The sequence below is a fragment of the Dankookia rubra genome (genome assembly GCF_004355005.1).
Taxonomy (GTDB): Bacteria; Pseudomonadota; Alphaproteobacteria; order Acetobacterales; family Acetobacteraceae; genus Paracraurococcus; species Paracraurococcus ruber_A.
The window spans coordinates 1-23,979 of sequence record NZ_SMSJ01000077.1; the positions used below are offsets into that span (position 1 = coordinate 1).

Genomic DNA, 23,979 nt, shown 5'->3' on the forward strand with positions numbered 1-23,979 from the left:
CGCCCGGCATCGCCGCCGCTCCGCCCGCGGCCGGCAGGGCCCGGCCCCCGCCCCTCACCCCCTCGCCGGCGCCCGCAGCGCCACCCGGAAGGCCGCCTGCGCCAGCACCGCCGCCCCGGCCAGCACCACCGCGGCGGCCAGCGCCGGGTCGCCGCCGAGCCCGGCCAGCGAGGTGCAGATCGCGCCGATCCCCATCTGCGCGAAGCCGTAGAGGCCGGAGGCCGAGCCCGCCACCAGCGGGTTGACGCCCAGCGCCTCGGTCAGCGCGGCGGGGGAGGCGAGGCCGGCGCCGAAGGTGAAGGCCGCCATCGGCAGCACCACCAGCGGCACGCTCAGCCAGCCCGCCAGCGCCGCCGCCAGGAAGGCCGCGGCGCCGAGCCCGCTCACCAGGTTGCCGCCGACCATCAGCCGCCGCAGCGCCACCCGGCCCAGCAGCCGGCTGGCGGTCAGGCTGCCGAGCCAAAGGCCGAGGATGTTGAGCGCGAGGTAGAGCCCGACCTCGTGCGCGGGGCGGCCGAGCCGGTGGGTGAGGATGAAGGGCGCCGCGGCGATGTAGGCGTACATCGCCGTCGTCGCGCAGCCGCCGCCGATGGCGAAGCCGAGGAAGCGGCGGGAGACCAGCAGCTGGCGGTAGCCGCGCAGCACCGCGTGCAGCCCCTGGCCGCCGCCGCCGCTGGTTTCCGGCACCAGCCGCCAGCCGAGGCCGAGATTCGCCAGGCCCAGCAGGGCCAGCGCGAGGAAGATCGCGCGCCAGCCGGCGGTCTCGGCCAGCAGGGTGCCGATCAGCGGGGCGATCCCCGGGCCCACCGTCACCATCAGGTTCATCAGCGCCAGGCGCTTCGCCGCCTCGGCCGGCGCGGCGCCGTCCCGCACGATCGCCCGGCCCAACACCATCCCGGCGCAGCCGCCGAGCGCCTGGAAGGCCCGCGCCGCGATCAGCGCCTGGACCGTCGGCGCCAGCGCCGCCGCCAGCCCGGCCGCGGCATAGACCAGCATCCCCGCGATCAGCACCGGGCGGCGGCCGAAATGGTCGGAGAGCGGGCCGTAGAACAGCTGCCCGGCGGCGAGGCCGAGGATATAGACGCTCACGGTCTGCTGCATCGGCCCGGCCGCGGCGCCGAGCTCCGCCCCGGCCTGCGGCAGGGCGGGGACGAAGACATGCATCGCCATGGTGCCGCTGAAGGTGATGAGCGCCAGCAGCCAGAGCGGCGCCCGCGCGGCCCGGACCGGCGGCGGGGCGATGATGCGTCGCAGCATGGCAGCGAGGATTAGATAGCCTGCGATCTATTGGCAAGCCGGCTACTGCGCCGGGATGGTCACGATCGGCGTGGGCTGGCCCTGCCCGCTCTCGGCCAGCACCTGCAGCACGTGCACGAAGGTGAAGACCCCCTTCGAGGCATAGTCGCCCGCCTCGATCCAGAAGGCCCGGCCGCGATAGGTCACGGCGGCATAGGCATCCGCCGGCGCCCGGTCGCCCTGGCGGATGCGGAGCAGCCGCTCCCCCGGATCGTTCGGGCGGGTCTCGCCGCGGGCGACGTCGCCGGCCGAGACCTCGATCTGCCCGCCCAGCTCATAGAGCACCTGCAGCACCGACCGCGTCAGCACCGCCACCTGGCCGCGTCCCCGCGGGCTGCGGCCGTAGATCACCTCCGGCTCCGACATCCCCGGCGGCAGGCCGAGCAGCCGGCGCACCTGCCGCGCCGCCTCCCCGGCCGGGCCGCGGTCGTCGCCGAGCCGCAGGAAGACCCGGGCGCCGTCCTTGCCGCGCTCGAAGCGCAGGCTGACCGCGCCGGCCGCCTGGATGGCCCGCAGCGCATGCATCAGCGCCAGGAAGCCGCCCGAGGCTTCCTGCGCCCGGCCATCCTGCGTCGCGCCGTTCGGCAGCCCGTTCACCGATTGCACGCCGAGCCGGAACAGCAGGTCGACCGGCGCGCCGCTCTGCGCCAGCGACAGCAGCTCGGCCGGCGCCAGCGGCCGCAGGTAGGACTGGGCGAAGCGCTGGCCGGTCACCGGGGTAAAGGTGAAGGTCGGCCGGTTGGTGTACTGCACCGTGCCGCCGACGGTCGCGTAGTTGCCCGGCGCCGCGTTGGGATAGGCATTCAGCCCGAGTTGCCCGGTCGCCTGCACCTGGTAGCCGGCGATTAGCTGGCTGACCGAAAGGAAGGTCGGCACGTCGGCATAGCGCAGCCGCACCATGTTCAGCAGCATCTGCCGCTTCAGCCCCTCGCCCAGCGCATCGGCATAGCCCATCTGGTCGAGGTCAAGCTGGTGCGGCCCGACGCCCGCGGCGCAACCGGCCAGGCCGAGGGGAAGCAGCGCGAGCGCGCGGCGGCGCAGGCGGGGAGGCGGAACGAAGGGCATGCGCCGCCAACGCCGCAGCGGGAACGGGTTTCGCCGCGCTTGCCCCGCCGCCCCGCTCCCCCCAGGCTCGGGGGCGGGAGGGCTGCCGCCATGGACGACCCCGAGGATGACGACCACGCCGCCGGCCGCATCGATGTCCGGCCTTCCCCGCCGCGGCCCGATGCCGCCCGGCCGCTGCCGCCGGGCCTGCACCCGCTCGGCATGGGCGGGGGCCGGGACGGGCTGCTGCGGGTGCCCTCGGCCGCCGCGCCCGGCCCGCTGCCGCTGATCGTGATGCTGCACGGCGCAACCGGCGACGCCGCCCGCGCGCTGCGCCGCATCGCGCCGATCGCCGATGCCGCGCTGGTGGTGCTGCCGGACAGCATCGGGCAGAGCTGGGACGTGCTGGAAGGCGGCTACGGGCCCGACATCGCCCGGATCGAGGCGGCGCTGCGCCGCGTCCTGGCGGAATGGCCAGTCGACCCGAAGCGCCTTGCGGTGGCGGGATTTTCGGACGGCGCCTCCTACGCGCTGTCGCTGGCGCTGATGAACGGCGGGCTCTTCACCCATTGCCTGGCCTTTTCGCCCGGCTTCGTCGCGCCGATGCGGCTGGAGGGGAAGCCGCGGCTCTTCCTCGGCCACGGCACCGCCGACCCGGTGCTGAACTTCGACCTCTGCACCCGCCGCCTGGTGCCGAAGCTGCGCCGGGCCGGCTACCCGCTGATCGTCCGGGAGTTCGACGGCGGGCACGAGGTGCCGGAAGAGATCGCGGTGACCGCGCTGGCCTTCCTGATGGCGGATTGAGCCCGGCCCCGCCCGGTGCGACCCTGCCGCCCAAGCAAGCGGAGGGAACGGGCATGGACAGCATCGAGGAAGGCCTGGCCGGCAAGGTCGCCATCGTCACCGGCGCCGGGTCGCGCCCCGGGGAGGGCGTCGGCAACGGCCGCGCCGCCGCCATCCTGCTGGCCCGCGCCGGCGCCAGGCTGGTCTGCGCCGACGCCGTCCTGCCCTGGGCCGAGGACACCAGGCGGATGATCGAGGCCGAGGGCGGCGCGGCCATCACCGTCGAGGCCGATGTCACGAAGCCGGCCGACTGCCGGGCGGTCGTCGAGGCCGCGACCTCCCGCTGGGGCCGGCTCGACGCGCTGGTGAACAATGTCGGCATCAGCGGGCCGAAGGGCACGGCGGAAGACGTGGACCCGGAGGAATGGGCGCAGGGCCTGCTGGTGAACGTGACCTCCATGATGCTGATGGCGAAGTACGCGGTGCCGGCGATGCGCGCGGCGGGCGGCGGCGCCATCGTCAACATCGGCTCGGTCGCCGGGCTGAAGGGCGGGCATCCCTCGCTGCTCTATCCGACCTCGAAGGGCGCGGTGGTGAACATGACCCGCGCCATGGCGGTGCACCACGCCAAGGACGGCATCCGGGTGAACTGCATCTGCCCGGGCATGGTCTACACGCCGATGGTGCAGGCCAACGACATGACCCCGGCGAAGCGGGAGGCGCGGCGCAAGCGCAGCATTTTGCAGGTCGAGGGCAGCGGCTGGGACATCGGCGCGGCGGTGGCCTTCCTCTGCGGCGGGAAGTCGCGCTGGATGACCGGGGCGATCGTGCCGGTGGATGCCGGCGCGACGGCGATCGCCGCGCTGCCGGCCGGCGTCGGGTAAGGCCGCGGCGAGGGTTCTCCCCGATATCCCGCGGTGGCGTCCAGGCGTACTAGCTCCCCTGGCAGGGGACCAGGATGAACCGGATCAGCAGCGCGGCGGCGACCCGGCCCAGGGGCCGGCCGGACCAGGCCCCTCGCCGCGTCGCCGCCCTGCCGGTGGCGGCGCTGCTGCTGCCGCTGCTGATCCTCGGCGCCAATGCCTGGGTCGGCTGGAACGCCACCTGGCGGGCCGCGGCGGTCGAGATGGCCCGCACCGTCGATGCCGGGGCCGAATACGCCACCCGCGTGCTGGCGGGCTATGCCGTCGCGCTCGGCCGCATCGGCGACCTGGTGCAGGGCCTGTCGGATGCCGAGATCACCGCGCGGGAAGCCGAACTGCACGCATCGCTGCGCCGAATGCTCGGCGACCTGCCGCAGGCCGAGGCGGGCTTCGTCGTCGACCGCCGGGGCCATCCGCTGCTCGGCGCCAACATCTTCCCCATCCCGCGCGGCGTCGCCACCGCGGCCGACCGCAGCTTCTTCCTCGCCCTGTCGGGGCCGAACCCGCCCGCGCTGCATGTCAGCGAGATCTACCGCAACAGGTTCGACAACGTGCCGTTCTTCGCCCTGAGCCGGCGGCGCACCGGCGCCGGCAACGGGATCCCGGACGGGGAATTCGACGGGCTGGTCAACGTCTCGGTCTTCCCCGACACGATCGGCGCCGGCATGCGCCCTTTGCTGCGCAAGCCCGGCGACGCGCTGGCCCTGGCCACCGCCGAGGGAACCGTGATCGGCCGGACCGGCGGGCTTGCCGACCAGCCGAACCGCCAGGTGCGGCCGATGCCCGAGGGGGCCGGGCGGGACCTTTTGCCGGACGTGGTCTCGATCGTCGACGGCCAGCGGCAGATGCTCGCCCGCCGCCGGATCGAGGGCTTCCCCCTTTTCGTCGCGGCGCGGCGGCCGCATGCCGCGATCCGCGCCGACTGGCTGCGGGACCAGGTGCCGACGCTGCTCTTCGGCCTGCCGACCACGCTGGCGCTCTTTCTCCTCAGCCTGCGGGTCCAGCGCGCCCAGGCCCGGCTCGGCGTGGCGCTGCACGAGAGCGAGAACTGGCTGCGCCGCACCACCGAGGGCGCCGGCATCGGCACCTGGGAACAGCCGGCCGGCAGCATGGTCCTGCAGGGCTCGGCCCGGCTCAATGCGCTGCTGGGGATCGATCCGGCCAGCGGCCCGCTCTCCGTCGCCCGCCTGGAGGCGCTGATCCCGCCAGGCACCGAGGCGAGCCTGGCCCGCCTGCTGCAGACGGCGCGGCGCACCGGCCATGCCAGGGCCGAACTCCCCATCCTGCGGCGCCGGCGCGGCCTGCCGGCCGAGCAGGCCTGGCTGGCGATGGAGGCGCATTGCCCCGAGCCCGGCGGCGCCGCGCCGGGCCGCCTGGTCGGGATCGCCTACGACATCACCAGCCGCCGCGGCGCGGAGGAACGCGCGGCGCTGCTGCTGCGCCGCACGGTCGAGCAGCAGGAGGCGGAACGGCTGCGGATCGCCCGGGACCTGCACGACAGCCTCGGCCAGCACCTGACCCTGCTGCATCTCGAACTCGGCGGCCTGGCCACCGACCCGGTGCCCGCGGCCCGCATCGCCCGGCTGCAGGCGATCGCCCGCGCGATCAGCGAGGAAGCCAATCGCCTCGCCGTCGAGATTCGCCCGACCGCGATCGACGACCTCGGCCTGGACACCGCCTTGCGCCAATTGGTCGAGGACTGGGGCACCCGCACCGGACTGGAAAGCGAGATCCACATGCGGATGCATCCCGCCCGCCTGCCGCTGCCGGTCGAGACCACGCTCTACCGCATCCTGCAGGAGGCGCTGAGCAACGTGGTGAGGCATGCCGGGGCGACGCGGGTCGGCGTCACCATCGAAAGCACGAGGCACCAGCTCCGCATGGTGATCGAGGATGACGGGGTCGGCATGCAGCCGGGCGCGCGCCGGGCCGGACCGCCGCCGCTCGGCCTGCGCGGCATCCGGGAGCGCCTGGCGCTGCTCGGCGGCAGCCTGGAGATCGAGTCGGGCCCGGGCAGCGGCACCACGCTGCTGATCGGCGTGCCGCTGTGACCCGCCTGCGCATCCTGCTGGCCGACGACCATCCGGTGGTGCTGGCCGGCATCCGCGCCCTGGTCGAGGGGGAGCCGGACATGCAGGTGGTCGCCGCCGCGGTCAATGGCGCCGAGGCGATCCGGCTGGCCGACCTGCAATGTCCCGACGTCGCGGTGCTCGACATGTCGATGCCGGACGTCAACGGCGCCGAGGTGGCGGACCGGATCGGCCGCCGCTGCCAGCAATGCCGGATCGTCATGCTGACGGTGCATGACGACCGCGCCTATGTGCGGCGGCTGCTGGAGGTCGGCGTTGCCGGCTATGTGCTGAAGCGGTCCGCCCCGGCCGAGCTGGTGCGGGCGATCCGGACGGCGGCCGGCGGCGGCCTGTACCTGGACCCGGCGATCGCCGCCCTGGCGGTCGGCCGCGCCGCGCCGCGGTCCCTCCCCTCGGCGGCGGCCGAGGTGGCGGACCTGACGGAGCGGGAAACGGCGGTGCTGCGGCTGACCGCGGCCGGCCACGGCAACAAGGCGATCGCGCTCGCGCTCGGCATCGCGGTGAAGACGGTGGAGGCGCACAAGGCGAACGGCATGGACCGGCTCGGCTTCCACAGCCGGGTGGAGCTGGTGCGCTACGCCGCCAGCCGGGGCTGGCTCGAGCCCCTCTAGCCCCGGCGCTTGCACAACCCTGGCGTTTGAGGGTTGTCCCTGGATGCAATTCAGGGAAATGCCAAATAGTTAATGAAGCCAAATCAGCGCTTTCTTCCGCGATGACATGCGCGGGTGGTGTCTTGGCAGGGCTGCACTGCTTCTACCTTCGCCCGACCGTCCGGGGGCTGCGCGACCCGGCCTGGTCGCGCAGCCGCTACCGTGGGGACTGCCGCGTGGTGGCGGAGAACCCGGTCCAGGCGAGGCTTTTCGCCGACATCGCCTTCCTCGCGCCGATCGCCGCCGCCACCATGGCGCAGCCGTCCCGCTCGCCCTGGCAGCAGCCCTCGCTGGTCGAGGTCTCCAGGCTGCCCGCCGCCGGGGCCGGCCGCCCGCAGCGCGGCGAGGTGTGGTGCATCCTGCCCAGCCTGCTCCGGGGCGCCGTCGCCGCCGATGGCCGCCGGAGTGCCTGAGATGGGCCTGGCAATGCCGGCCGAGATCCTGGACCCGCAGCGGACGGCGCGCGAGGCAACCGAGCGGCTGCGTGCCGCCGCCTGGGCCATGGTGGGGCTCGAAGCCGACACCCTCCGCCTGACCTCCGAGAAGACAAGGCTGGAAAGCGCCGCCGAGGGCTGGCGGGCCCTGGTGGACATCAGCGGGGTGGTCGCCTTCGCGATCGACCGCCAGGGGATGATCCACTGGCTGACCCCGGCCGCCACGGCCATCCTCGCGGCGGTGCCCGGGCCGGGCCAGCGGCTCGCCGAGGTTGCCTGCCATCTCGATGGAATCGACCTGGAAGCCGAGGTCCGCCGGGCCTTCGACCTGGGCGAGCCGCTGGAGCGACGGGTCACCGCGCATGGCGGCGCTGAGGCCTGGCTGATGCGGCTGGTGCCCTATGCGGCGCCGGACGGCGCGGCGGCCGGCGTGGTGGCCTGCTTCCGCAACGCCTGCCATCTGGCCCTCGCCGAGGCGCAGGTCACGCTGGTCGAGGAATTGCGGCACCGCATCCGCAACATGACCCAGGTGGTGCTGTCGGTCGCCAACAGCACGCGGCGGCATGCGACCTCGCTCGAGGATTTCGGCCGCAGCTTCACCGCGCGCATCCTGGCCATGGGCCGCGCCCAGGACCTGCTGGCGCAGTCCGGCCCGGCCGGGGTGCCGCTGCGGGACCTGGCGCTGCGGCAGTTGGAACCCTTTGCGGCCGACGCGGCCTGCCTGGCGGTGGAAGGTCCGGCGCTGCGGCTGACCGCGCAGGCGGCGCTCGCCTTCGACCTGGTGCTGCATGAACTCGCGACGAATGCCGCCAAGCACGGCGCGCTCTCGGCCGCGGGCGGCCAGGTCCGGCTGGCCTGGTCGGAGGAGGCGGGGCCCGACGGGGCCGGCCTGGTGCTGCGCTGGACCGAGACGGGCGGCCCCGCGGTGGCCCCGCAGCCGGCACGGCGCGGCTTCGGCACGGACCTGATCGGCCGGCAGGTCCGTGCCGCCCTCGGCGGCTCGGTCACGGTGGAGTTCGCCGCCGGCGGGCTGCGGGTGGTGGTCGGCCTGCCGCGCGGCGTGCTGGCGCAGGCGGCCCCGCCCGCCGCGGATTGAGCCGGGCCGCCCATACCGAGCGCACGAAGGTCATGCCTTCGTGCCCCTCGGACGCCGGGCGGCGTGCCTCCGCAGGGCCTGGCTGCGCCGCACCGGCGGCGGGCGCCGTCCGGCGCCCCGGCCCTGCGGGCCGCAGGTCGGAACGTCCTGCGTCAGGTATCAGGCGGCGGGCGCCTCCGGCCCGGCCGGCGCCACGTCCCGCGCGACGCCCAGGATGAGGCGGCGCAGCCAGGCATGGCCGGGATCGGCCTCGTGCCGCCGGTGGAAGACCAGCGACAACCTCGTGTGCTCGACCGAGACGGGCGGGTCGCGCAGCACCAGGCGGTGCTCGACCGCGAATTGGCAGGCGAGGCGCGCGGAGAGGGTGATGATCATGTCGGTCCGCCGCAGGATCTCAGGCACCGCGGTCAGGTGCGCGACCACCGCGCCGAGGCGGCGCGGATGCCCGGCCTCCCGCATCACCTCGTCCAGCGCGCCGCCGCGCGAGCCGTTCGGCGAGTGCAGGACATGCGGCACGCTGGCGAAGCGCTCGAGCGTGAGATCGCCCTCGGCCAGCGGGTGGCCCGGCCGCATCAGGGTGCAGAAGGCCTCCGGCAGCAGCCGCAGCCGGGTGTAAAGCGCGGGGGGTTCGGGCAGCACGCCGACCGCGAGGCCGGCCTGGCCGCCTTCCAGCAGCGCCTCCCAGTTCGTGCGGTCGGCATGGGCGATCGCCAGCATGCAGCCCGGTGCCTCCCGGCCCATGCGGGCCAGCAGCGGCGGCGCCAGCACGGCCTCGGCGTATTCGCTGCAGCCGATCGGGAAGACCCGGTCGCTGGTCGCGGGGTCGAAGGGCGCCCGGGCCGCCAGCGTGTCGCGCAGCCGGTCGAGCGCCTCGGCGACCGGCCCGGCCAGCGCCTGGGCGAGTTCGGTCGGCTCCACCCCGCCGGGGCGGCGCAGGAAGAGCTCGTCCCCGAGGGCCGCGCGCAGCCGGGACAGCGCGTTGGAGACGGCGGGCTGCGACAGGTGCAGCAGCTCCGCCGCGCGGGTGACGTGGCGCTCGCGCGCCACCGCGTCGAAGACCCGCAGCAGGTTGAGGTCGAGGCTGCCGAGATCGGCCAAGGATCCATTCCCGCATCATTCATCCCCGTGATGATGGCCGTTCCGACCCTGCGTTGGAAGCGGGCCGGATCGTGGCGGCATCCTGCGGCCCGTCGCGGCGCCCCCGCCGCCCGCATCGATGGAGGCCACCATGCTCGACGAGAAGACCACGACCCAAGCCACGGCCCCCTGGGCCGCCCTGCTGCTGCGGGTCGGGATGGGCACGATGTTCCTGGCGCATGGCGCGCTGCTGAAGCTCGGCACCTTCGGGGTGGCGGGGACGATGGGGTATTTCGGCTCGATTGGTTACCCACCCGCGCTCGGCGTCGTCGTGATCGCCGCCGAGATCCTGGGCGGGCTGGCGCTGATCCTCGGCATCGGCGTCCGCGCGGTCAGCCTGGCGCTGGTGCCGCTGATGCTCGGCGCGCTGCTGCAGCACGCCGGCAATGGCTGGATGTTCGCGGGCAAGGGCGGCGGCTGGGAATTCCCCGCCTTCTGGACGCTGGCGCTGCTGGCGCAGGCTGGGCTGGGCGCCGGGGCGCTGGCGCTGCGGCCGGGGCGGCCGGGCCTCCGCGGCTCAGCGGCGGGCCGGCCTGCGGTTTCCGTCCGGCCCGGCAAGCTTGTTCCGAATCGGTGACCTTCTTGGCGATCCACCATGCCGATTGCGGAACGCGGCATGTCAGGGGCCCGTGACCCTGCGCCGGCCGGTTGGGCCGGCGCATCCTCCTTCCAGGCGGCCCCATACGCTTAGATTATAGGCATCATGATCCGCGACGCCGGCGCTGGAGGCATCATCGATCGATCATTTTCCTCGCTTCACGGCAGTTCAAGCATGCCTAATGTAGGGAATTGTCCGACATATAACTTTGACGCGAACGCGGTTTCATCTACTGACGTTGTGGTTTCGACGTGATTCCAGGAACCTGATTTTGATGCACCTCGCGAGCGGTCCGGGGGACCAGTCCCCTGCCAGCGAAGCCCCGGACCTGTCCGTGCTCGTCGTCGACGACGAGCCGATGCTCGCCGAGGAACTGGCCGACGGCCTGCGCGAGGAAGGCTTCGTGGTCGCGACGGCGAATTCCGCCATCCACGCGCTCGCCGCGCTGCGCGCCGATCCCCGCATCGCCGTCCTCGTCTCCGACATCCGCATGCCCGGCGGCACCGGCCTCTCGCTCGCCGCCGAGGTGCTCGGCAAGGAGCCCGAGGCAAGCGCCCGCAGCGTCATCCTGATCACCGGGCATGGCTCGATGGACCAGGCGGTCGAGGCGATGCGCCACGGCGTCTCCGACTTCCTCACCAAGCCCTTCAGCCTCGAGGACGCGGTCCGCGCCGTGCGGGCCGCGATGCAGCGCACCCGCGCCCGCCGCGCCGCCGCCGCCGACCGCGCCGCCGCCGACATCCGCCTGCAGCGGGCCGAGGCGACCCATATCGAGCTCTCCAACCGGCTGACCGAGGCGCTGGGGCGGCTGCAGGCCGCCCGGCCCTCGCTGCCGCCCGAGGTGGACGAGACCGAGAACCGGCTGCGCCTGCTGGCGCACGAGCTGCGCACCCCGCTGGTCCCGGTGATCGGCTTCGCCGAGCTGCTGGAAGGCGGTCATGCCAAGACCCCGCAGGATGCCCGGAGCTACGGCCACCACCTGCGCGAGGCCGGCGAGCGCATGCTGGAGACGGTCGACAAGCTGCTGACCTGGGAAAGGCTGCGCGGCGACCAGCGCCGGCCGGCCGAGACGGTGGATGCCCATGGCCTGCTGGCGGAGGCGGCGTCCCGTACCCGGCGCCTGGCCGAGGCGCAGGGCGTCCGCGTCGCGCTCGGCCCGCTGGCCGGGCCGGACCTCCGGGTCGAGGTCGAGGTCGAGGTCATCGCCGCTGCCCTGGCCGGGCTGCTGGACAATGCCATCCGCGCCACCCCGGACCATGGCACGGTCGAGCTCGGCGCCGAACAGGCGGGCAACCGGGTCCGGCTGGTGGTGCGCGACCGCGGGCCGGGCATCTCCCCCGAGATCCTGGCCGATCCCGGACGGCCCTTCGCGGTGCAGGGCCCGTCGCTGAGCCGCAAGCGGGACGGCCTCGGCCTCGGCCTCGCCATCGCCCGGCTGGCGGCGGAACGCCATGGCGGGCGGCTCAGCCTGCGGGCGCGGCCGGAAGGCGGGGTCGAAGCGGCGCTCGACCTGCCGTCCGCGTGAGTCCCGCGGCATGTCGCTAGACAGCTTGCCGCGGCCGCGGCACGGCCTGCTGCTCGGCCTCGCCCTCGTGCTCCTGCTGATCGGCGCGGCCCACCTGGCGGTCGAGGTCTTCCTCGACCACGAGCGCCGCCAGGCCGAGGACGCCGGCTTCGACGATGCCGGGCGTACCGCCGAGGCGGCACGGCTGACGCTGCTGCGGACGCTCGACGTGGTGCAGGTGCTGTCCCGGATGTCGCAGGAACGCGCCACGCTGGCCGCCGAGGGCAATGCCGCGGCGGTCGCCGCCATGGAGGCGCTGGCCCGCCAGGTGGCGCGCCGCCGCGCCTTCGGCATCCTGCAGGTCGCGCTGGTCGGCCCCGAAGGCCGGGTCGCCTGGTCCTCCGAGGAACGCTGGCAGACGCCGGTCGACCTCTCGGACCGGGCGCATTTCCGCGCCCACCTGCCCGGCCCCGACGGCATCCCGCCCGACCGGCTCTATATCAGCGAGCCGCTGGTCGGCCGGGTGACGAAGCTGCCGACCATCCAGGCCAGCCGCGTCGTGCTCGACGAGGTCGGCCGCTTCGCCGGCGTGGCCGTCATCTCGCTCGACCCCTTCGACCTGTCGCGCCTGCTGCGGGAATTGCTGCCGGACGAGGCCGGGGTGATCTCGGTCATCCGCGAGGACGGCATCGTCCTTGCCCGCAGCCAGGGCGCCGCGGCCACGGGCGGCGACCGCCTGGAGCCGGACAGCCCTGCCATGGCGCTGCTGCGGAGCGGCCGGGAGGGGAATTTCCACGCCATCGGCTCGCCCGGCGGCCGCACCACCTACTCCGCCATCCGCCGGGTGCCGGACTCGCCGGTCTATGTCGCGGCCGGTATCGCCGTGGCCCAGGCCGCTGCCGTCGCCAACCGGCTGCGGACCATGCTGCGGGCGGGCGAGGTGGCGCTGGCCTTGCTGGCCTTCGGCACCCTCGGGCTGTTCCACCAGCGGCGGCAGCGCCACGCCAACCAGGCGGCGCTGGCAACAGCGAAGACGTTGCAGCGGCAGCTCGCGCGGGTGCTGGAAGGCCTGCCCGGCAGCGCCTACCGCGCCGAGCTGGATGCCGCCGGCCAGCTGCGCTTCCTTTACGGCAGTTCCTCGATCACCGGGCTGACCGGGCTGTCGCTCGCGGAGGCGCGGGACCTGCCGGCCTGGCTGGCGCGGATCGAGGCGGCCGAGCCGCCGGACGCCCTCCAGGGCCTGCACCGCCGCGCGGCGCGGGAGGGCCGGCAGATGGTCGACGTGCTGTTCCGCCGTCCCGACGGGACGCGGTGCTGGCTGCGGATCACCGTCCAGCCGGTGCGGCGGCACCCGGACGGCCGGGTCGAGCTGGTCGGCTACGTCGCCGACGTCACCGAGCAGCGCGAGGCCTTCTCGGCCGTGGTGAACAGCGCCAAGCTGGCGACGCTCGGGGAGATGGCGACCGGCCTGGCGCACGAGCTGAACCAGCCGGTCGCGATCATGGCGCTGGCCGCCGAGAATACCATCCGCGCCCTGCGCCGCCGCGGCCCGGAGGCGATCCCCGACGCGCTGCGGCGGATGGAGCGGATCGGCGCCCTGGCGCAGCGGGCCAAGGCCATCATCGACCACCTGCGCGCCTTCGGCCGGACCGATCCCGGGCCGCTGGACGCGGTGTCGGTCGCGGAGGCCGCGCGCGGCGCCGCCATGCTGGTCGGCGCCGCGCTGCGCGAGGCGGCGGTCACCCTGGTGCTCGACCTGCCGCCCGACCTGCCGCGGGTGCGCGGCCGGCAGCTCCTGCTCGAACAGGTGCTGATCAACCTGCTGCTGAACGCCCGCGACGCGCTGCTGGAAGGCCCTTCCGCGGTGCGGCGGATCACCCTCGCGGCGCGGCCGGCCGAGACTCCGGCGGCGGGGGCGGCCGTCGTGCTGACGGTCGCCGATACCGGTCCGGGGATCCCGGCCGCGGCGCTGCCGCGGCTCTTCGACCCCTTCTTCACCACCAAGCCGACCGGCCAGGGCACCGGGCTCGGCCTCACGCTCTGCCACGGCATCATGCGCTCGCTCGGCGGCGAGATCGGCGCGGCGAACCGGCCGGCCGGCGGGGCGGAGTTCCGGCTGCTGCTGCAGGCGGCGGGGGCAGCGGCGGCGGAGCCAGCCGCGCCGGCCGCGCCGGCCGCGGCCGTGCCGTGACGGGATCCCTGCCGTCCATGCCAGCGCGAAGCGTCTTCGAATGTGCCGCGCATCCCGCGCCGGGCATGGGGGGCCGATGCCCCGACGGGTCGCCCTGGTGGACGACGCGCCGGGTTTCGCCGCCGGGCTCGCCGCCTTCCCCGGGGCGAATGGCTGCACGGTCCGCCTGCACGGCAGCAGGGCCGGCTTCCCCGGCGCCCTGACGGCCGAGCGGCCGGAGCTCGTCATCCTCGACCACCGGCTGCGCGGCGGGACCGGGCCCGGCGTGCGGCGCCGGCGGCGCGAGGCCAGCGACCTGCCCTGCAGCAGGCTGACCGGCGCGGCCGGCGAGGTCGACCGCGTCCCGTCGCTGGAGCCCGGCGCCGGCCACCATGTCGGGAAGACCGCCTCGCGCGCGAGCTGCCGGCGCGGACCGGCGCGGCCGAGGGGCCGTGGCGGCTGGACGAGGGGCTGCGCGACGCGCTCCGCCCGGAGGGCCGGGGCATCGGCCTGACCGCGGCGGATTACCGCGCCGCGGCGGTGCTGGCGGCGCGCGCGGGCCAGGCAGTGGAGCGCGCGACCACCTGCCGGGAGGCGCTGGGCCGCCCCTGGCAGGCCGGCGACCGCGCGCGCGACGGGCTGGCGGCGAAGCCGCGGCGGAAGCTGGAGGCGCGGGACGGCATCCGCCCGCTGCGCGGGCGCGGCTACCTTTTCGTCGGGTTCGCGGCCGCTGGCCGGGCCGTGACCGGCCGGGCCGCCCATGCCACCCTGCCGCCACGGGTGGGGGAGGCGCTGCGGGATGACGCTCGGGACGGCCGCCGCGGCGCCGCGCCATGCCGCGCCGGTCATCGGCCTCGCGGTCGCCGCGGTCGGGCTCTCCACCACCCTGCCGCTGCCGCTCTACGGCGCCTATGCCGCGGCCGGCGGGCATGGCGCGGGGGCGCTGGCCCTGGCCTTCGCCTGCTATGCCGCCATGGTGATCGCCACCGCGCCGCTGCTCGGGCCGCTGCCCGACCGGATCGGCCGGAAGCCCTGCGTGCTGCTCGGCCTCGGCTTCGCCGCGCTCTCGACCCTGGTGCTCGGCCTGCAGCCGGGGCTCGGGGCGCTGGCCCTGGCGCGGGCGGCGCAGGGCCTGGGGATGGGCTGCGTCGCCGGCGCGGCGGCGGCCTGGGCGGCGGAGCTGGCCGGGGGGGGCCCGGATGGCGGGTCGGGCGGCGCCGGGCAGGCGGCGCGGATCGTCGCCGCGGCGACCATCGGCAGCTTCGCCACCGGCGGGGTGCTGACCCTGCTGGCCTTGTGGGTCGCGCCGGCCACCTATCCGCCGGCGACCTTCGCGCTGCATCTCGGCTTCGCCGCCCTGCTGCTGGTGCTGGTGTGGCGGCTGCCGGAAACGCTGCCCCCCGGCGTCCCGCGCGGCGCCTGGCTGCGCCGCCCGGCCTTCCCGCGCGGCACCTGGCCGACCACCCTGGCGATCCTGCCGGGCTGGGGCGTGACCGGGACGGTGCTGACCAGCGTGCCCGCCGCGCTCGCCGCGGCCGGGCTGCCGGGGGCCGGGCCGCTGGCGGCCTGCGCCATGATGGGGTTCGGCGTGCTGGCGCAACTGGCGCTGCGCCGCCTCGCGCCGCGCCGGGCGGTGGGCTGGGGGCTCGGGCTGCTGGTGGCGGGGGCGGCGGCCTGCTTCTGGGGCGCGGCGGTGCAGGCCCTTTGGCCGCTGCTGCTGGGCGGCGTCGCGGTCGGCGTCGCGGTCTATGCGCTGGTCTATCCGGGCGGGCTGGCGGCGGTGGCCGAGGCCGCCACCGGCGAGGAGCGGGCGCGGGCGGTGGCCGGCTATTTCGTGGTGGCGCATGCCGGGTTCAGCGCTGGGCCGCTGGCCGTCGGGCTGGCTGTCGATGCGCTCGGGGTGCCGCTGGCGCTGGGCGGCACCTGGGTGCTGGTGGCCCTGGCGGCGGCGGGACTGGGGCGGCGGCTGCGGCGGGGGTGAGGGCCTTCGCGCCCGGCAGCCGCGTGCCGGCGCAACCGGCGGGCGGCAGGCCGGGTTATCCGGCCTCAACGATCCGGGATGACGACATGCTTGCCTCCTTCCTGATGGGCCTGGTCGGCGGACAGCGCGGGATCACGCCCCTGGCCGCGGTCTCCGTCGCGGCCGCGCGCGGCGAGCTGCCGCGGGACAACGGGGCGCCGCGGATCCTGTTCCACCCGCTGGTCGCGGCGGCGACGGTGGCGCTCGCGGCGGCCGAGCTGGCGGGCGACAAGATGAAATCCGCGCCCGACCGCATCGTGCCGATCGGGCTGGCGACGCGGTTCGTCTCCACCGCCATCGCGGGTGCCTCGCTGGCGCCGCGCTCGCAGCGCTGGCTGGGCGGGATGCTGGGCGGCACCACCGCGGTGCTCGCCGCCTTTCCCGGCTGGCGCGCGCGGGTCGCCGCCATGCCGCGCCATGGCCAGACGCCGACCGGCCTGGTCGAGGATGCGATCGTCGTCCTCGGCGCGGTGGCGATCCTGCGGGGCTTCGGCCGGACCGCCGCCGGATAGGGCGGCGCGCGGCCGGACGCGTGGAAGCGCGCGCGGTGGTCCGGCGCGAGGCCGCCGGGACGGCCACCCCTTCCGCCTCCCCGCATAAGCCCAGCCGCGGGCAGGATGCCGTTGCGGTCCCGGCCGCCTGGGTGTAATAGGAATATTGTCAAGAGGGTCCACCGCGCCCGGGCGGCGCGGTGGACCCGCTTCAAATGCTCAATTCCTCAATTGCTGAAGCCGGACGGGCCGCAACCCGCGCCCCGCCCGGCTTCCGCCGCGGCCGGGCCGGATCGGCCTCAACGATCCTGAGGCGGATTGAGCGGAATTTCAGGCTTTAGGCGGTTTAGATCCTGAGGCCGCTACCGCTCGCAGCGGATGAAGACCGTGCTGCGCGCCGCCACCTCGCCCACATCGGCCGCGCCGCGCTCCGGCCCGGTGCTGTCGGCCAGGCGAGGGGTGATGCCGGCGCGCTGGACGAAGCTCAGCGCCGCCTCGCCCTTCACCGCGAAGTTGATGTTCTGCGGGATGTCGCCGGTGGCCTGGGCCAGCTTCTGGGCATTCAGCTTCGACACCACCACCCCGACCAGGTGGCCCTGCATGTCGAGCATCGGCCCGCCGGAATTGCCCGGCTGCACCGGGGCGCTGACCTGGAACTGGCTGCGGTTGTCGGCGAGGCCCGAGAGCCCGTTGATCTCGCCGCGGGTCAGCACCGCATCGGACAGGATCCCGGCCAGCGGATAGCCGTAGACCACCACGCCCTCCCCCCGCCGCACCGGCGGGTTGCTGCGGAAGGTGAGCGGCGGGCCGGGCAGGCCGGGCACCGCCAGCAGGGCGAGGTCGAGCTTCTCGTCCACCCGCGCCGGCGGCACCGCGCCCAGCCAGCGGCCATCCGCGGTGCGGAGGATTATGCGGTCGCAGCCATCGACCACGTGGTGGTTGGTCATCACCCGGTCCGCCGCCACCAGGAAGCCGCTGCCGGTCGAGATCCGCTTCGCCTGCGGGTTCGGCCGCTGCTGCGGCACCTGCGGCGGCGGGGTGACCGGCACCGGCAAGGGGGCGGCGGGGCGGGCGGCGGCGGCCATCTCGACCTCCCGCGCGGCGCAGATGTCCTGGTCGCGCAGCACGCTCTCCCGCCCGTCGGCGAGCACCAGGCGCAGGTCGAAGCGGCAGCCCGCGCCCTCGGCCGGGACGACGCGGAAGCCGCCGTCCGGGGTCAGGGCACGGTTGCCCGGCAGCAGGTTGGCGCCCCATTCGTTCTGCGCCCCGCGCGGGGTGCGGACGGCGTTGAGCGCCGTGGCGTCCACCCCGGTGCGGTTGACGATGCGGAAGGGCTGCGTTTCGGCCAGCGCGGGGCCGAGGGGGAGCAGCAGGGCGAGGGCGAGGAAGACGGGGCGATGCATGCGGCCGGCATGTCGGCGGATCGTGCCGGGGGTGTCAATCACCGGGAGCGTGCCGATGCGCGGCCGCCTCCAGCGTGGCCAGCAGCGCCGCGGCCTCGCCCGGGCGGCGGGCGCCCATGGGCTGCGGCACCGCCTGCCAGCGGCCGGGGAAGGCGGCATCCAGCGCCCCGCGCAGCACCGCGGCGACGGCGCGGCCGATGACGACGACATGGGACGGGGCCAGCGCCGGCAGGCGGGCGGCATGGTAGCCATCCCAGCTACCGCGGATGGCCTCGGCATGGCGGCCCGCCGCCTCCCGCGCCCCGCCCGGGCCGGCGACCGCGACGAGGGAGGCATCGGTCAGCCAGATCCCCCGCGCCCGCAGCCGCCGCAGCAGCGCCGCCTTGGCGGCGAGGCGCGCGGCGGGATCGGGCCAGGCGGCCCGGGTCGGGGCGGCGGCGCCCTCCAGCGCCGCGAAGAGCCGCCAGTATTGCGGCGTGCCGGCATTGCCGGCGGGCAGGCCGGGGGCCAGCCAAGGCTCGCCATAGGCCGGGCAGTAGAGGTGCCGCACGAAGCCGGCCGGCCGCGGCCAGTCGAGGCCGGCCGGCAGCCGCAACGGGCAGGCCAGCTCGGCCGCGGCCGTCGCCATGTGGCTCTCGGCCAGCAGCAGCAGCCGCACCCGGGGCGGGCGGAAGGCCTCGCGCCAGGCCTCGGCCGCCAGCGCCGCCGCGGGCGGCTCGGCGAGCGGCAGGCGCGCGGCGAGCGCGCAGACGGCGGCGGCGAGGTCAGGCATGCGGCGCAGATGGGGATGATCCGGCGCAAGGCGCGGGAGGCTTGACCCTCCCATGATGGGAGACCCCACATGAGGCGACATCATGCCGGAAGCTCCCCTCCCTCCCCCGCCCGTCCTCTCCCTGCCGATCGCCGGCATGACCTGCGCCGCCTGTGCCGGGCGGGTGCAGCGCGCGCTCGGCAAGGTGCCGGGGATCACCGAGGCCACGGTGAACCTGGCGACCGAGCGCGCCGAGCTGCGCGGCGCCGCGCCGCTGCCCGACCTGGTCGCGGCGGTCGGCAAGGCCGGCTACTCGGTGCCGGAGGCGCGGGTCGAGCTCGGCATCGGCGGCATGACCTGCGCCACCTGCGCGCTGCGGGTGGAGAAGGCGCTGGCCAAGGTGCCGGGGGTGCTGGGGGCGAGCGTGAACCTCGCCACCGAGACCGCCTCCATCCGCCTGCTGGCGGGGACCGAGGAGGCGGCGCTGGCCGCCGCCATCCAGCGCGCCGGCTACACGGTGCGGGCGGCGGAGACGACGCCGGAGGACACCGCGGCGCAAGGCGGGCGGGAGCGGCGCGACCTGATCCTGGCGGCGCTGCTGACCGCCCCCTTCCTGGCGGGGATGCTGGGAATGGCCTTCGGCGCCGACTGGATGCCGCACCCCTGGCTGCAGCTCGTGCTGGCGGCGCCGGTGCAGTTCTGGCTCGGGGCGCGGTTCTACCGCGCGGGCTGGGCGGCGCTGCGCGCGGGCACCGGCAACATGGACCTGCTGGTGGCGCTCGGCACCTCGGCGGCCTTCGGGCTCTCGCTCTGGATGCTGGCGCAGCACGGCGAGCACGCGGCGCACCACCTGTACTTCGAGGCGAGCGCCACCGTCATCCTGTTCATCCTGCTCGGCAAATGGCTGGAGGCGCGGGCGCGGCGGGCGACCGGCGCCGCCATCCGCGCGCTGCTCGAGCTCCGCCCCCGCACCGCGCGGCGGCTGGACGCGGCGGGCGCCGAGGAGGAGGTGCCGGCCATCGCGCTCGCGGCCGGCGACCGCGTGGTGGTGCGGCCGGGCGACCGCATCCCGGCCGATGGCGTGGTGCTGGAAGGCCGCGCCGGCGTGGACGAGAGCGCGCTGACCGGCGAGAGCCGGGCGGTGGAGAAGGAGCCGGGCGCCACCGTCTCGACCGGCACCATCGCCCTCGACGGCCGGCTGGTGCTGGAAGCGCGGGCGGTGGGCGGGGAAACGGTGCTGGCCCGGGTCGCGGCGCTGGTCGCCGCCGCGCAGGCCAGCCGGGCGCCGGTGCAGCGGCTGGTGGATCGCGTCAGCGCGGTCTTCGTCCCCGTGGTGGTCGGCATCGCCGCGCTGACCCTGCTCGGCTGGCTGCTGGCCGGGGCCGGGGCGGAGGTGGCGGTGCTGCGGGCGGTCGCCGTGCTGGTCATCGCCTGCCCCTGCGCGCTCGGCCTCGCCACGCCGGCCGCCATCATGGCCGGAACCGGCGCCGCGGCGCGGGCCGGCATCCTGGTGCGCGACGCCGAGGCGATCGAGCGGGCAGAGGGCGTGACGCTGGTCGCCTTCGACAAGACCGGCACGCTGACCGAGGGACGGCCGCGGCTGGCCGCGGTGCATGCGGCAGAGGCCGGGCAGGCGCCGGGGAACGGCGAAACCCGGACGGCGCTCCGCCTCGCCGCCGCGCTGCAATCCGGGTCCGAGCATCCGCTGGCCCGTGCGGTGCTCACGGCTGCCGGAGCGGCGGCCGGGCCCGGCCTGCCGCGGGTCGAGGATTTCCGCGCCCTGCCCGGCCGCGGCGTCGCCGGCACGGTGGAGGGCCGGGCCCTGCTGCTCGGCAGCCCGCGGGCGCTGGCGGAGTCGGGGGCCGATCCCGGCCCGCTCGCCATGGCGGCGGAGGCGGAGGCGGCGCAGGGCCGCACGCCCGCCTGGCTGGTCGAGACGGCGCCGGGCCTGCGCGTCCTGGCGCTGCTGGCCTTCGAGGATGCGGAGAAGCCGGGCGCGACGGCGGCGGTCGCGGGGCTCAGGGCGCTCGGCGTGAAGGCGGCGATGATCAGCGGCGACAGCCGCGCGGCGGCCGGGGCGGTCGCGGCGCGGCTCGGCCTCGACGACGTGGCGGCGGAGGTGCTGCCGGACGGCAAGGCCGCCCGCATCGCCGCCTGGCAGCAGGCGGGGGAGCGGGTGGCGATGGTCGGCGACGGGGTCAACGACGCGCCGGCGCTGGCGGCGGCCGATCTCGGCATCGCCATGGGCACGGGGACGGACGTGGCGATCCAGGCCGCGGCGATCACCCTGCTGCGCGGCGACCCGGCGCTGGTGCCGGCGGCGCTCGACGTGACGCGGCGCACGCTGAGGAAGATCCGGCAGAACCTCGGCTGGGCCTTCGGCTACAACCTGGTGGGGCTGCCGCTGGCGGCCGCCGGGCTGCTCTCCCCGCCCATCGCCGGGGCGGCGATGGCGCTGTCCTCGGTCTCAGTGCTGGCGAATGCCCTGCTGCTGGCGCGGTGGAAACCCGGAGTCCCGCGATGAACATCGGCGAAGCGGCCCGCGCATCCGGCGTTTCGGAGAAGATGGTGCGGCACTACGAGGCGATCGGGCTGCTGCACCCGGCGCGGCAGGCCAATGGCTACCGCAGCTATGCCGGCGGGGACGTCGCCGTGCTGCGCTTCATCCGGCATGCGCGCGACCTCGCCTTCCCGCTCGAGGACATCCGGAAGCTGCTCGCGCTCTGGCGCGACCGCGGCCGGGCGAGCGCGGAGGTGCGCGGCCTGGCGATGCACCATGTCGCGGCGCTGGAGGAGAAGGCCCGCGCGCTGCAGGCCATGGCGTCCAGCCTGAAGCACCTGGCCGCCCATTGCCACGGCGACGACCGGCCGGACTGCCCCATTCTCGATAGTCTCGAAGGACGACACGGATGATCGAACTCAAGGTCGCGGGGATGACCTGCCAGCACTGCGTCCGCGCGGTGACCCAGGCGATCCAGGGCGAGGACCCGCAGGCAGCCGTGCAGGTGGACCTCGTTGCCGGCATCGTCCGGGCCGAGACCCGGCTGCCGCGGGAAAAGGTCGCGGCGCTGGTGGCGGAGGAAGGCTACCAGGTCGCCGCCTAGTTCTTCACGATTAAGTCATTAACAACCAGAACCCGATATCTCTCGCCCGGGTGGAAACCTGGGCGCGCATTCGCTGGACTTGCGCCCAGGGTGCCACGATCCTTTTCGTGTGTACGACCAATGGTGGTTCGCCACCTGGACGCGGGGTACAGGGTGCAGCAAGCGGAATGGTGGCGGGGTGCCGTCCTTTATCAGGTCTATCCCCGCAGCTTCGCCGATTCCGACGGCGACGGGATCGGCGACCTGCCGGGCCTGCTGGAACGCATCGACCACGTCGCCGCGCTCGGCGTCGACGGCATCTGGCTCTGCCCGGTCTATGTCTCGCCGCAGCGGGACTTCGGCTACGACGTGGCCGACCACTGCGCCATCGACCCCAGCTTCGGGTCGCTCGAGGATTTCGACCGGGTGCTGGACGCGGCGCATGCGCGCGGGCTGAAGGTGCTGATCGACCTGGTCGGCGGCCATACCTCGGACCAGCATCCCTGGTTCGACACCAGCCGCCGCAGCGCGTCGTCCCCCACCGCGGACTGGTATGTCTGGGCCGACCCGGCGCCGGACGGCACGCCGCCGAACAACTGGCTCAGCGTCTTCGGCGGCAGCGCCTGGTCCTGGGAGCCGCGGCGGCGGCAGTACTTCCTGCACCACTTCCTGCCCTCCCAGCCCACGCTGAACCTGCAGCACCCCGCCTGCCTGGACGCGCTGCTGGATGTCGCCCGCTTCTGGCTCGACCGCGGGGTGGACGGGTTCCGGCTGGATGCGATCGACTTCCTGACGCATGACCCGCGGCTGCGCAGCAACCCGGCGGTGCCGCCGGCGAACGGCCAAGTGCCGGCCAAGCTCTTCGCCCTGCAGCGGCACGACCACGACATGATCCAGCCGGCCAGCATGCAGGTGCTGCGGCGGATCCGCGCGCTGCTGGACGAATACCCCGGCACCGTCTCGCTCGGCGAGGTGTCGTCGCAGGACGGCGCCTTCGACCGGATCGCCGCCTATACCGGCGCGCCCGACCTGCTGCACATGGCCTATACGCTGCGCCCGCTGCGGCACGGCTTCGACCGGCCGACGCTGCAGGCCTTGCTGCGCGACGCCATTGCCACGTGTTCGCGCGGCTGGCCCTGCTGGTCCTTCTCCAACCACGACGTGGAGCGCGCCGCGACCCGCTGGGCGCCCCATCGCACCGAGCAGGGCGGCCAGGCCGATACCCGCTTCACCCGGCTGCTGCTGGCGCTGCTGCTGTCCCTGCCCGGCAGCGCCTGCCTCTACCAAGGGGAGGAGCTGGGCCTGCCCGAGGCGCAGCTGCAGGAAGACGAGATCCGCGACCCCTTCGGCATCACCTACTGGCCGGAATTCAAGGGCCGTGACGGCAGCCGCACGCCGATGCCCTGGCAGGAGGGCGCCCGCTTCGCCGGCTTCACCGCGCCCTGGGCCTATCCCTGGCTGCCGGTCCCGGCCTCCCACCGCGCGCTTTCGGTGGACGGGCAGGAACGCGATCCGGCCAGCACGCTGCGCTTCACCCGCGCCCTGCTGGCGCTGCGGCGGGCGGAGCCGGCCCTGCGGCACGGCACGGCATCGGTCCTCGACCTGCCGGCGCCGCTCTTCGGCTTCGAGCGGCGGGCCGAGGGACAGGTCGTGACGCTGGTCTTCAACCTGTCGGAGGACGCGGTGGCGCTGCCGCCGGCGATGCTGGCGGGGAAGGCGGGGCTCGGCGGCTTCGGTGCGGCGGAGGGAAGGCTGCCGGCCTTCGGCTTCGCCCTGCTGGTGCCGGAGATGGCCCGCGAGCGGGAGCCGGCCTGACCGGCGGGCGGCAGGGCTTCGGCGGGCGGGATCGCGCCCGCCCCGCGGGGCCCCGACCCTTGCGCCTCCGGCGTGCCGGGGCCTGCGGCGGCTTGCGGCGGCTTGCGGCGGCTTGCGGCCAAAGGTGAACGCAAGCCGCCGCAGGTCATTGTCTTCAAGACGGATTAGGTCGTCCGGGCGTCAGTTGATCGCCTCGTCCCCCGCCACGCCCCAGATCTCGGACCGCTTGATCCAGCCGCGGTAGTCGCCGACCTTGGCTTCGCACCAGCCGCTGCCGGCGTCGCACTTGCGGATCGCGCCGATGACGCCGGGCTTCAGCCGGGCGACCGTATCGGCACCGTCCTCGGCCCGGCGGCGCAGAGTGCGCTCCTCGCCCTGCACCAGGAAGCTGCGGCGGGAGGTGAGCAGGGGGCGCTGCACCCAGCCCTCGGTGCCCTCCGGGTCACGGATGCGGCGCCAGTTCTCGTGCTCCTCGACGATCTGCACCGGCAGGTCCTTGCGCTGGTAGGTCCACTCGATCTTGTAGCGAAGGTCGGGGCCGATCCGCAGGTTGACCTGGTTGGAGCCGAGCGCGGCGAAGCGCGGCAGCGGCAGGCCGGTGGCGCTGCCGACCGAGGGCTTGGGCGGCGGGGGCGGTGCGGCGGGGGCCGGGGTGGCGGCGGTGCCGAGCGCGGCGCCGGCGGCGGCACCC

General features: G+C 75.2%; 22 protein-coding genes. 16 read left to right on the forward strand and 6 right to left on the reverse strand.

Going from position 1 to position 23,979, the window contains the following annotated elements:
* Window positions 1-54: 54 nt before the first annotated feature.
* Window positions 55-1,257 carry a multidrug effflux MFS transporter gene (locus E2C06_RS28690; protein WP_133292012.1) on the reverse strand — a complete coding sequence of 401 codons (1,203 nt, stop codon included), beginning with the start codon at window positions 1,255-1,257 and terminating at the stop codon, window positions 55-57.
* 42 nt (window positions 1,258-1,299) lie between these two features.
* Entirely contained in the window at window positions 1,300-2,361 is a 1,062-nt protein-coding gene (locus E2C06_RS28695; protein WP_133292013.1) for a hypothetical protein, read from the reverse strand.
* Between the two features lie 90 nt (window positions 2,362-2,451).
* Here E2C06_RS28695 and E2C06_RS28700 point away from each other — a divergent pair, with 90 nt between their 5' ends.
* From E2C06_RS28700 to E2C06_RS28725, 6 genes are all read left to right on the forward strand, one after another.
* Window positions 2,452-3,144, forward strand: coding sequence for an alpha/beta hydrolase (locus E2C06_RS28700; protein ID WP_133292014.1), 693 nt, complete (start codon window positions 2,452-2,454; stop codon window positions 3,142-3,144).
* 53 nt (window positions 3,145-3,197) lie between these two features.
* Window positions 3,198-4,007, forward strand: coding sequence for an SDR family NAD(P)-dependent oxidoreductase (locus E2C06_RS28705; RefSeq protein WP_133292015.1), 810 nt, complete (start codon window positions 3,198-3,200; stop codon window positions 4,005-4,007).
* 74 nt (window positions 4,008-4,081) lie between these two features.
* Window positions 4,082-6,097 carry an ATP-binding protein gene (locus E2C06_RS28710; protein WP_133292016.1) on the forward strand — a complete coding sequence of 672 codons (2,016 nt, stop codon included), beginning with the start codon at window positions 4,082-4,084 and terminating at the stop codon, window positions 6,095-6,097.
* Complete coding sequence (locus E2C06_RS28715) at window positions 6,094-6,747, forward strand: response regulator (protein WP_133292017.1); 654 nt, start codon at window positions 6,094-6,096, stop codon at window positions 6,745-6,747. Before E2C06_RS28710 ends, E2C06_RS28715 begins: the two co-directional genes overlap by 4 nt.
* Window positions 6,748-6,869: 122 nt before the next feature.
* Entirely contained in the window at window positions 6,870-7,199 is a 330-nt protein-coding gene (locus E2C06_RS28720; protein WP_133292018.1) for a hypothetical protein, read from the forward strand.
* A gap of 1 nt (window position 7,200) precedes the next feature.
* On the forward strand, window positions 7,201-8,316 hold the full coding sequence (locus E2C06_RS28725) for a PAS domain-containing sensor histidine kinase (protein WP_133292019.1): 1,116 nt from the start codon (window positions 7,201-7,203) through the stop codon (window positions 8,314-8,316).
* Window positions 8,317-8,475: 159 nt separating this feature from the next.
* Here E2C06_RS28725 and E2C06_RS28730 read toward each other — a convergent pair whose 3' ends face one another.
* Window positions 8,476-9,414, reverse strand: a complete 939-nt coding sequence (locus E2C06_RS28730) for a LysR family transcriptional regulator (RefSeq protein WP_133292020.1) — start codon at window positions 9,412-9,414, stop codon at window positions 8,476-8,478.
* 130 nt (window positions 9,415-9,544) lie between these two features.
* Between E2C06_RS28730 and E2C06_RS28735 the strand changes: the two genes are divergently transcribed.
* From E2C06_RS28735 to E2C06_RS28760, 6 genes are all read left to right on the forward strand, one after another.
* Window positions 9,545-10,030 (forward strand): DoxX family protein, encoded by a 486-nt coding sequence (locus E2C06_RS28735; RefSeq protein WP_133292021.1) that lies wholly within the window; start codon window positions 9,545-9,547, stop codon window positions 10,028-10,030.
* A gap of 295 nt (window positions 10,031-10,325) precedes the next feature.
* The gene (locus tag E2C06_RS28740) at window positions 10,326-11,576 is read left to right on the forward strand and encodes a hybrid sensor histidine kinase/response regulator (RefSeq protein ID WP_133292022.1); all 1,251 of its coding nucleotides are present in this window, start codon (window positions 10,326-10,328) and stop codon (window positions 11,574-11,576) included.
* Between the two features lie 10 nt (window positions 11,577-11,586).
* A complete protein-coding gene (locus E2C06_RS28745) occupies window positions 11,587-13,746 on the forward strand; it encodes an ATP-binding protein (RefSeq protein ID WP_133292023.1) in 2,160 nt (719 codons plus the stop codon).
* 76 nt (window positions 13,747-13,822) lie between these two features.
* A complete protein-coding gene (locus E2C06_RS28750; protein WP_165982726.1) occupies window positions 13,823-14,239 on the forward strand; it encodes a response regulator in 417 nt (138 codons plus the stop codon).
* A gap of 285 nt (window positions 14,240-14,524) precedes the next feature.
* Window positions 14,525-15,706: an MFS transporter gene (locus tag E2C06_RS28755; RefSeq protein ID WP_165982727.1), complete on the forward strand. Its 1,182-nt coding sequence runs from the start codon at window positions 14,525-14,527 to the stop codon at window positions 15,704-15,706.
* An 86-nt stretch (window positions 15,707-15,792) separates the two neighbouring features.
* Entirely contained in the window at window positions 15,793-16,257 is a 465-nt protein-coding gene (locus tag E2C06_RS28760) for a DUF4126 domain-containing protein (RefSeq protein WP_133292026.1), read from the forward strand.
* Between the two features lie 341 nt (window positions 16,258-16,598).
* Here the strand turns inward: E2C06_RS28760 and E2C06_RS28765 are convergent, their stop codons facing one another.
* Complete coding sequence (locus tag E2C06_RS28765; RefSeq protein ID WP_241671517.1) at window positions 16,599-17,681, reverse strand: trypsin-like peptidase domain-containing protein; 1,083 nt, start codon at window positions 17,679-17,681, stop codon at window positions 16,599-16,601.
* Window positions 17,674-18,411, reverse strand: coding sequence for a hypothetical protein (locus tag E2C06_RS28770; RefSeq protein ID WP_133292027.1), 738 nt, complete (start codon window positions 18,409-18,411; stop codon window positions 17,674-17,676). Before E2C06_RS28770 ends, E2C06_RS28765 begins: the two co-directional genes overlap by 8 nt.
* A gap of 82 nt (window positions 18,412-18,493) precedes the next feature.
* Between E2C06_RS28770 and E2C06_RS28775 the strand changes: the two genes are divergently transcribed.
* The 4 genes from E2C06_RS28775 (at window position 18,494) to E2C06_RS28790 (ending at window position 23,288) form a co-directional block, all read left to right on the forward strand.
* The gene (locus tag E2C06_RS28775; RefSeq protein WP_133292028.1) at window positions 18,494-20,914 is read left to right on the forward strand and encodes a heavy metal translocating P-type ATPase; all 2,421 of its coding nucleotides are present in this window, start codon (window positions 18,494-18,496) and stop codon (window positions 20,912-20,914) included.
* Window positions 20,911-21,303 (forward strand): Cu(I)-responsive transcriptional regulator, encoded by a 393-nt coding sequence (gene cueR / locus E2C06_RS28780; RefSeq protein ID WP_133292029.1) that lies wholly within the window; start codon window positions 20,911-20,913, stop codon window positions 21,301-21,303. The genes E2C06_RS28775 and cueR overlap by 4 nt, the downstream gene beginning before the upstream one ends.
* Window positions 21,300-21,494, forward strand: coding sequence for a heavy-metal-associated domain-containing protein (locus E2C06_RS28785; protein ID WP_133292030.1), 195 nt, complete (start codon window positions 21,300-21,302; stop codon window positions 21,492-21,494). Before cueR ends, E2C06_RS28785 begins: the two co-directional genes overlap by 4 nt.
* A gap of 120 nt (window positions 21,495-21,614) precedes the next feature.
* Window positions 21,615-23,288: an alpha-amylase family glycosyl hydrolase gene (locus E2C06_RS28790; RefSeq protein ID WP_133292031.1), complete on the forward strand. Its 1,674-nt coding sequence runs from the start codon at window positions 21,615-21,617 to the stop codon at window positions 23,286-23,288.
* Between the two features lie 180 nt (window positions 23,289-23,468).
* On the opposite strand, the gene E2C06_RS28795 is transcribed toward E2C06_RS28790, so the two are convergent.
* Window positions 23,469-23,979, reverse strand: a 511-nt coding sequence (locus tag E2C06_RS28795) for an SH3 domain-containing protein (RefSeq protein WP_338324245.1), incomplete at its 5' end; no start/stop codon positions are given.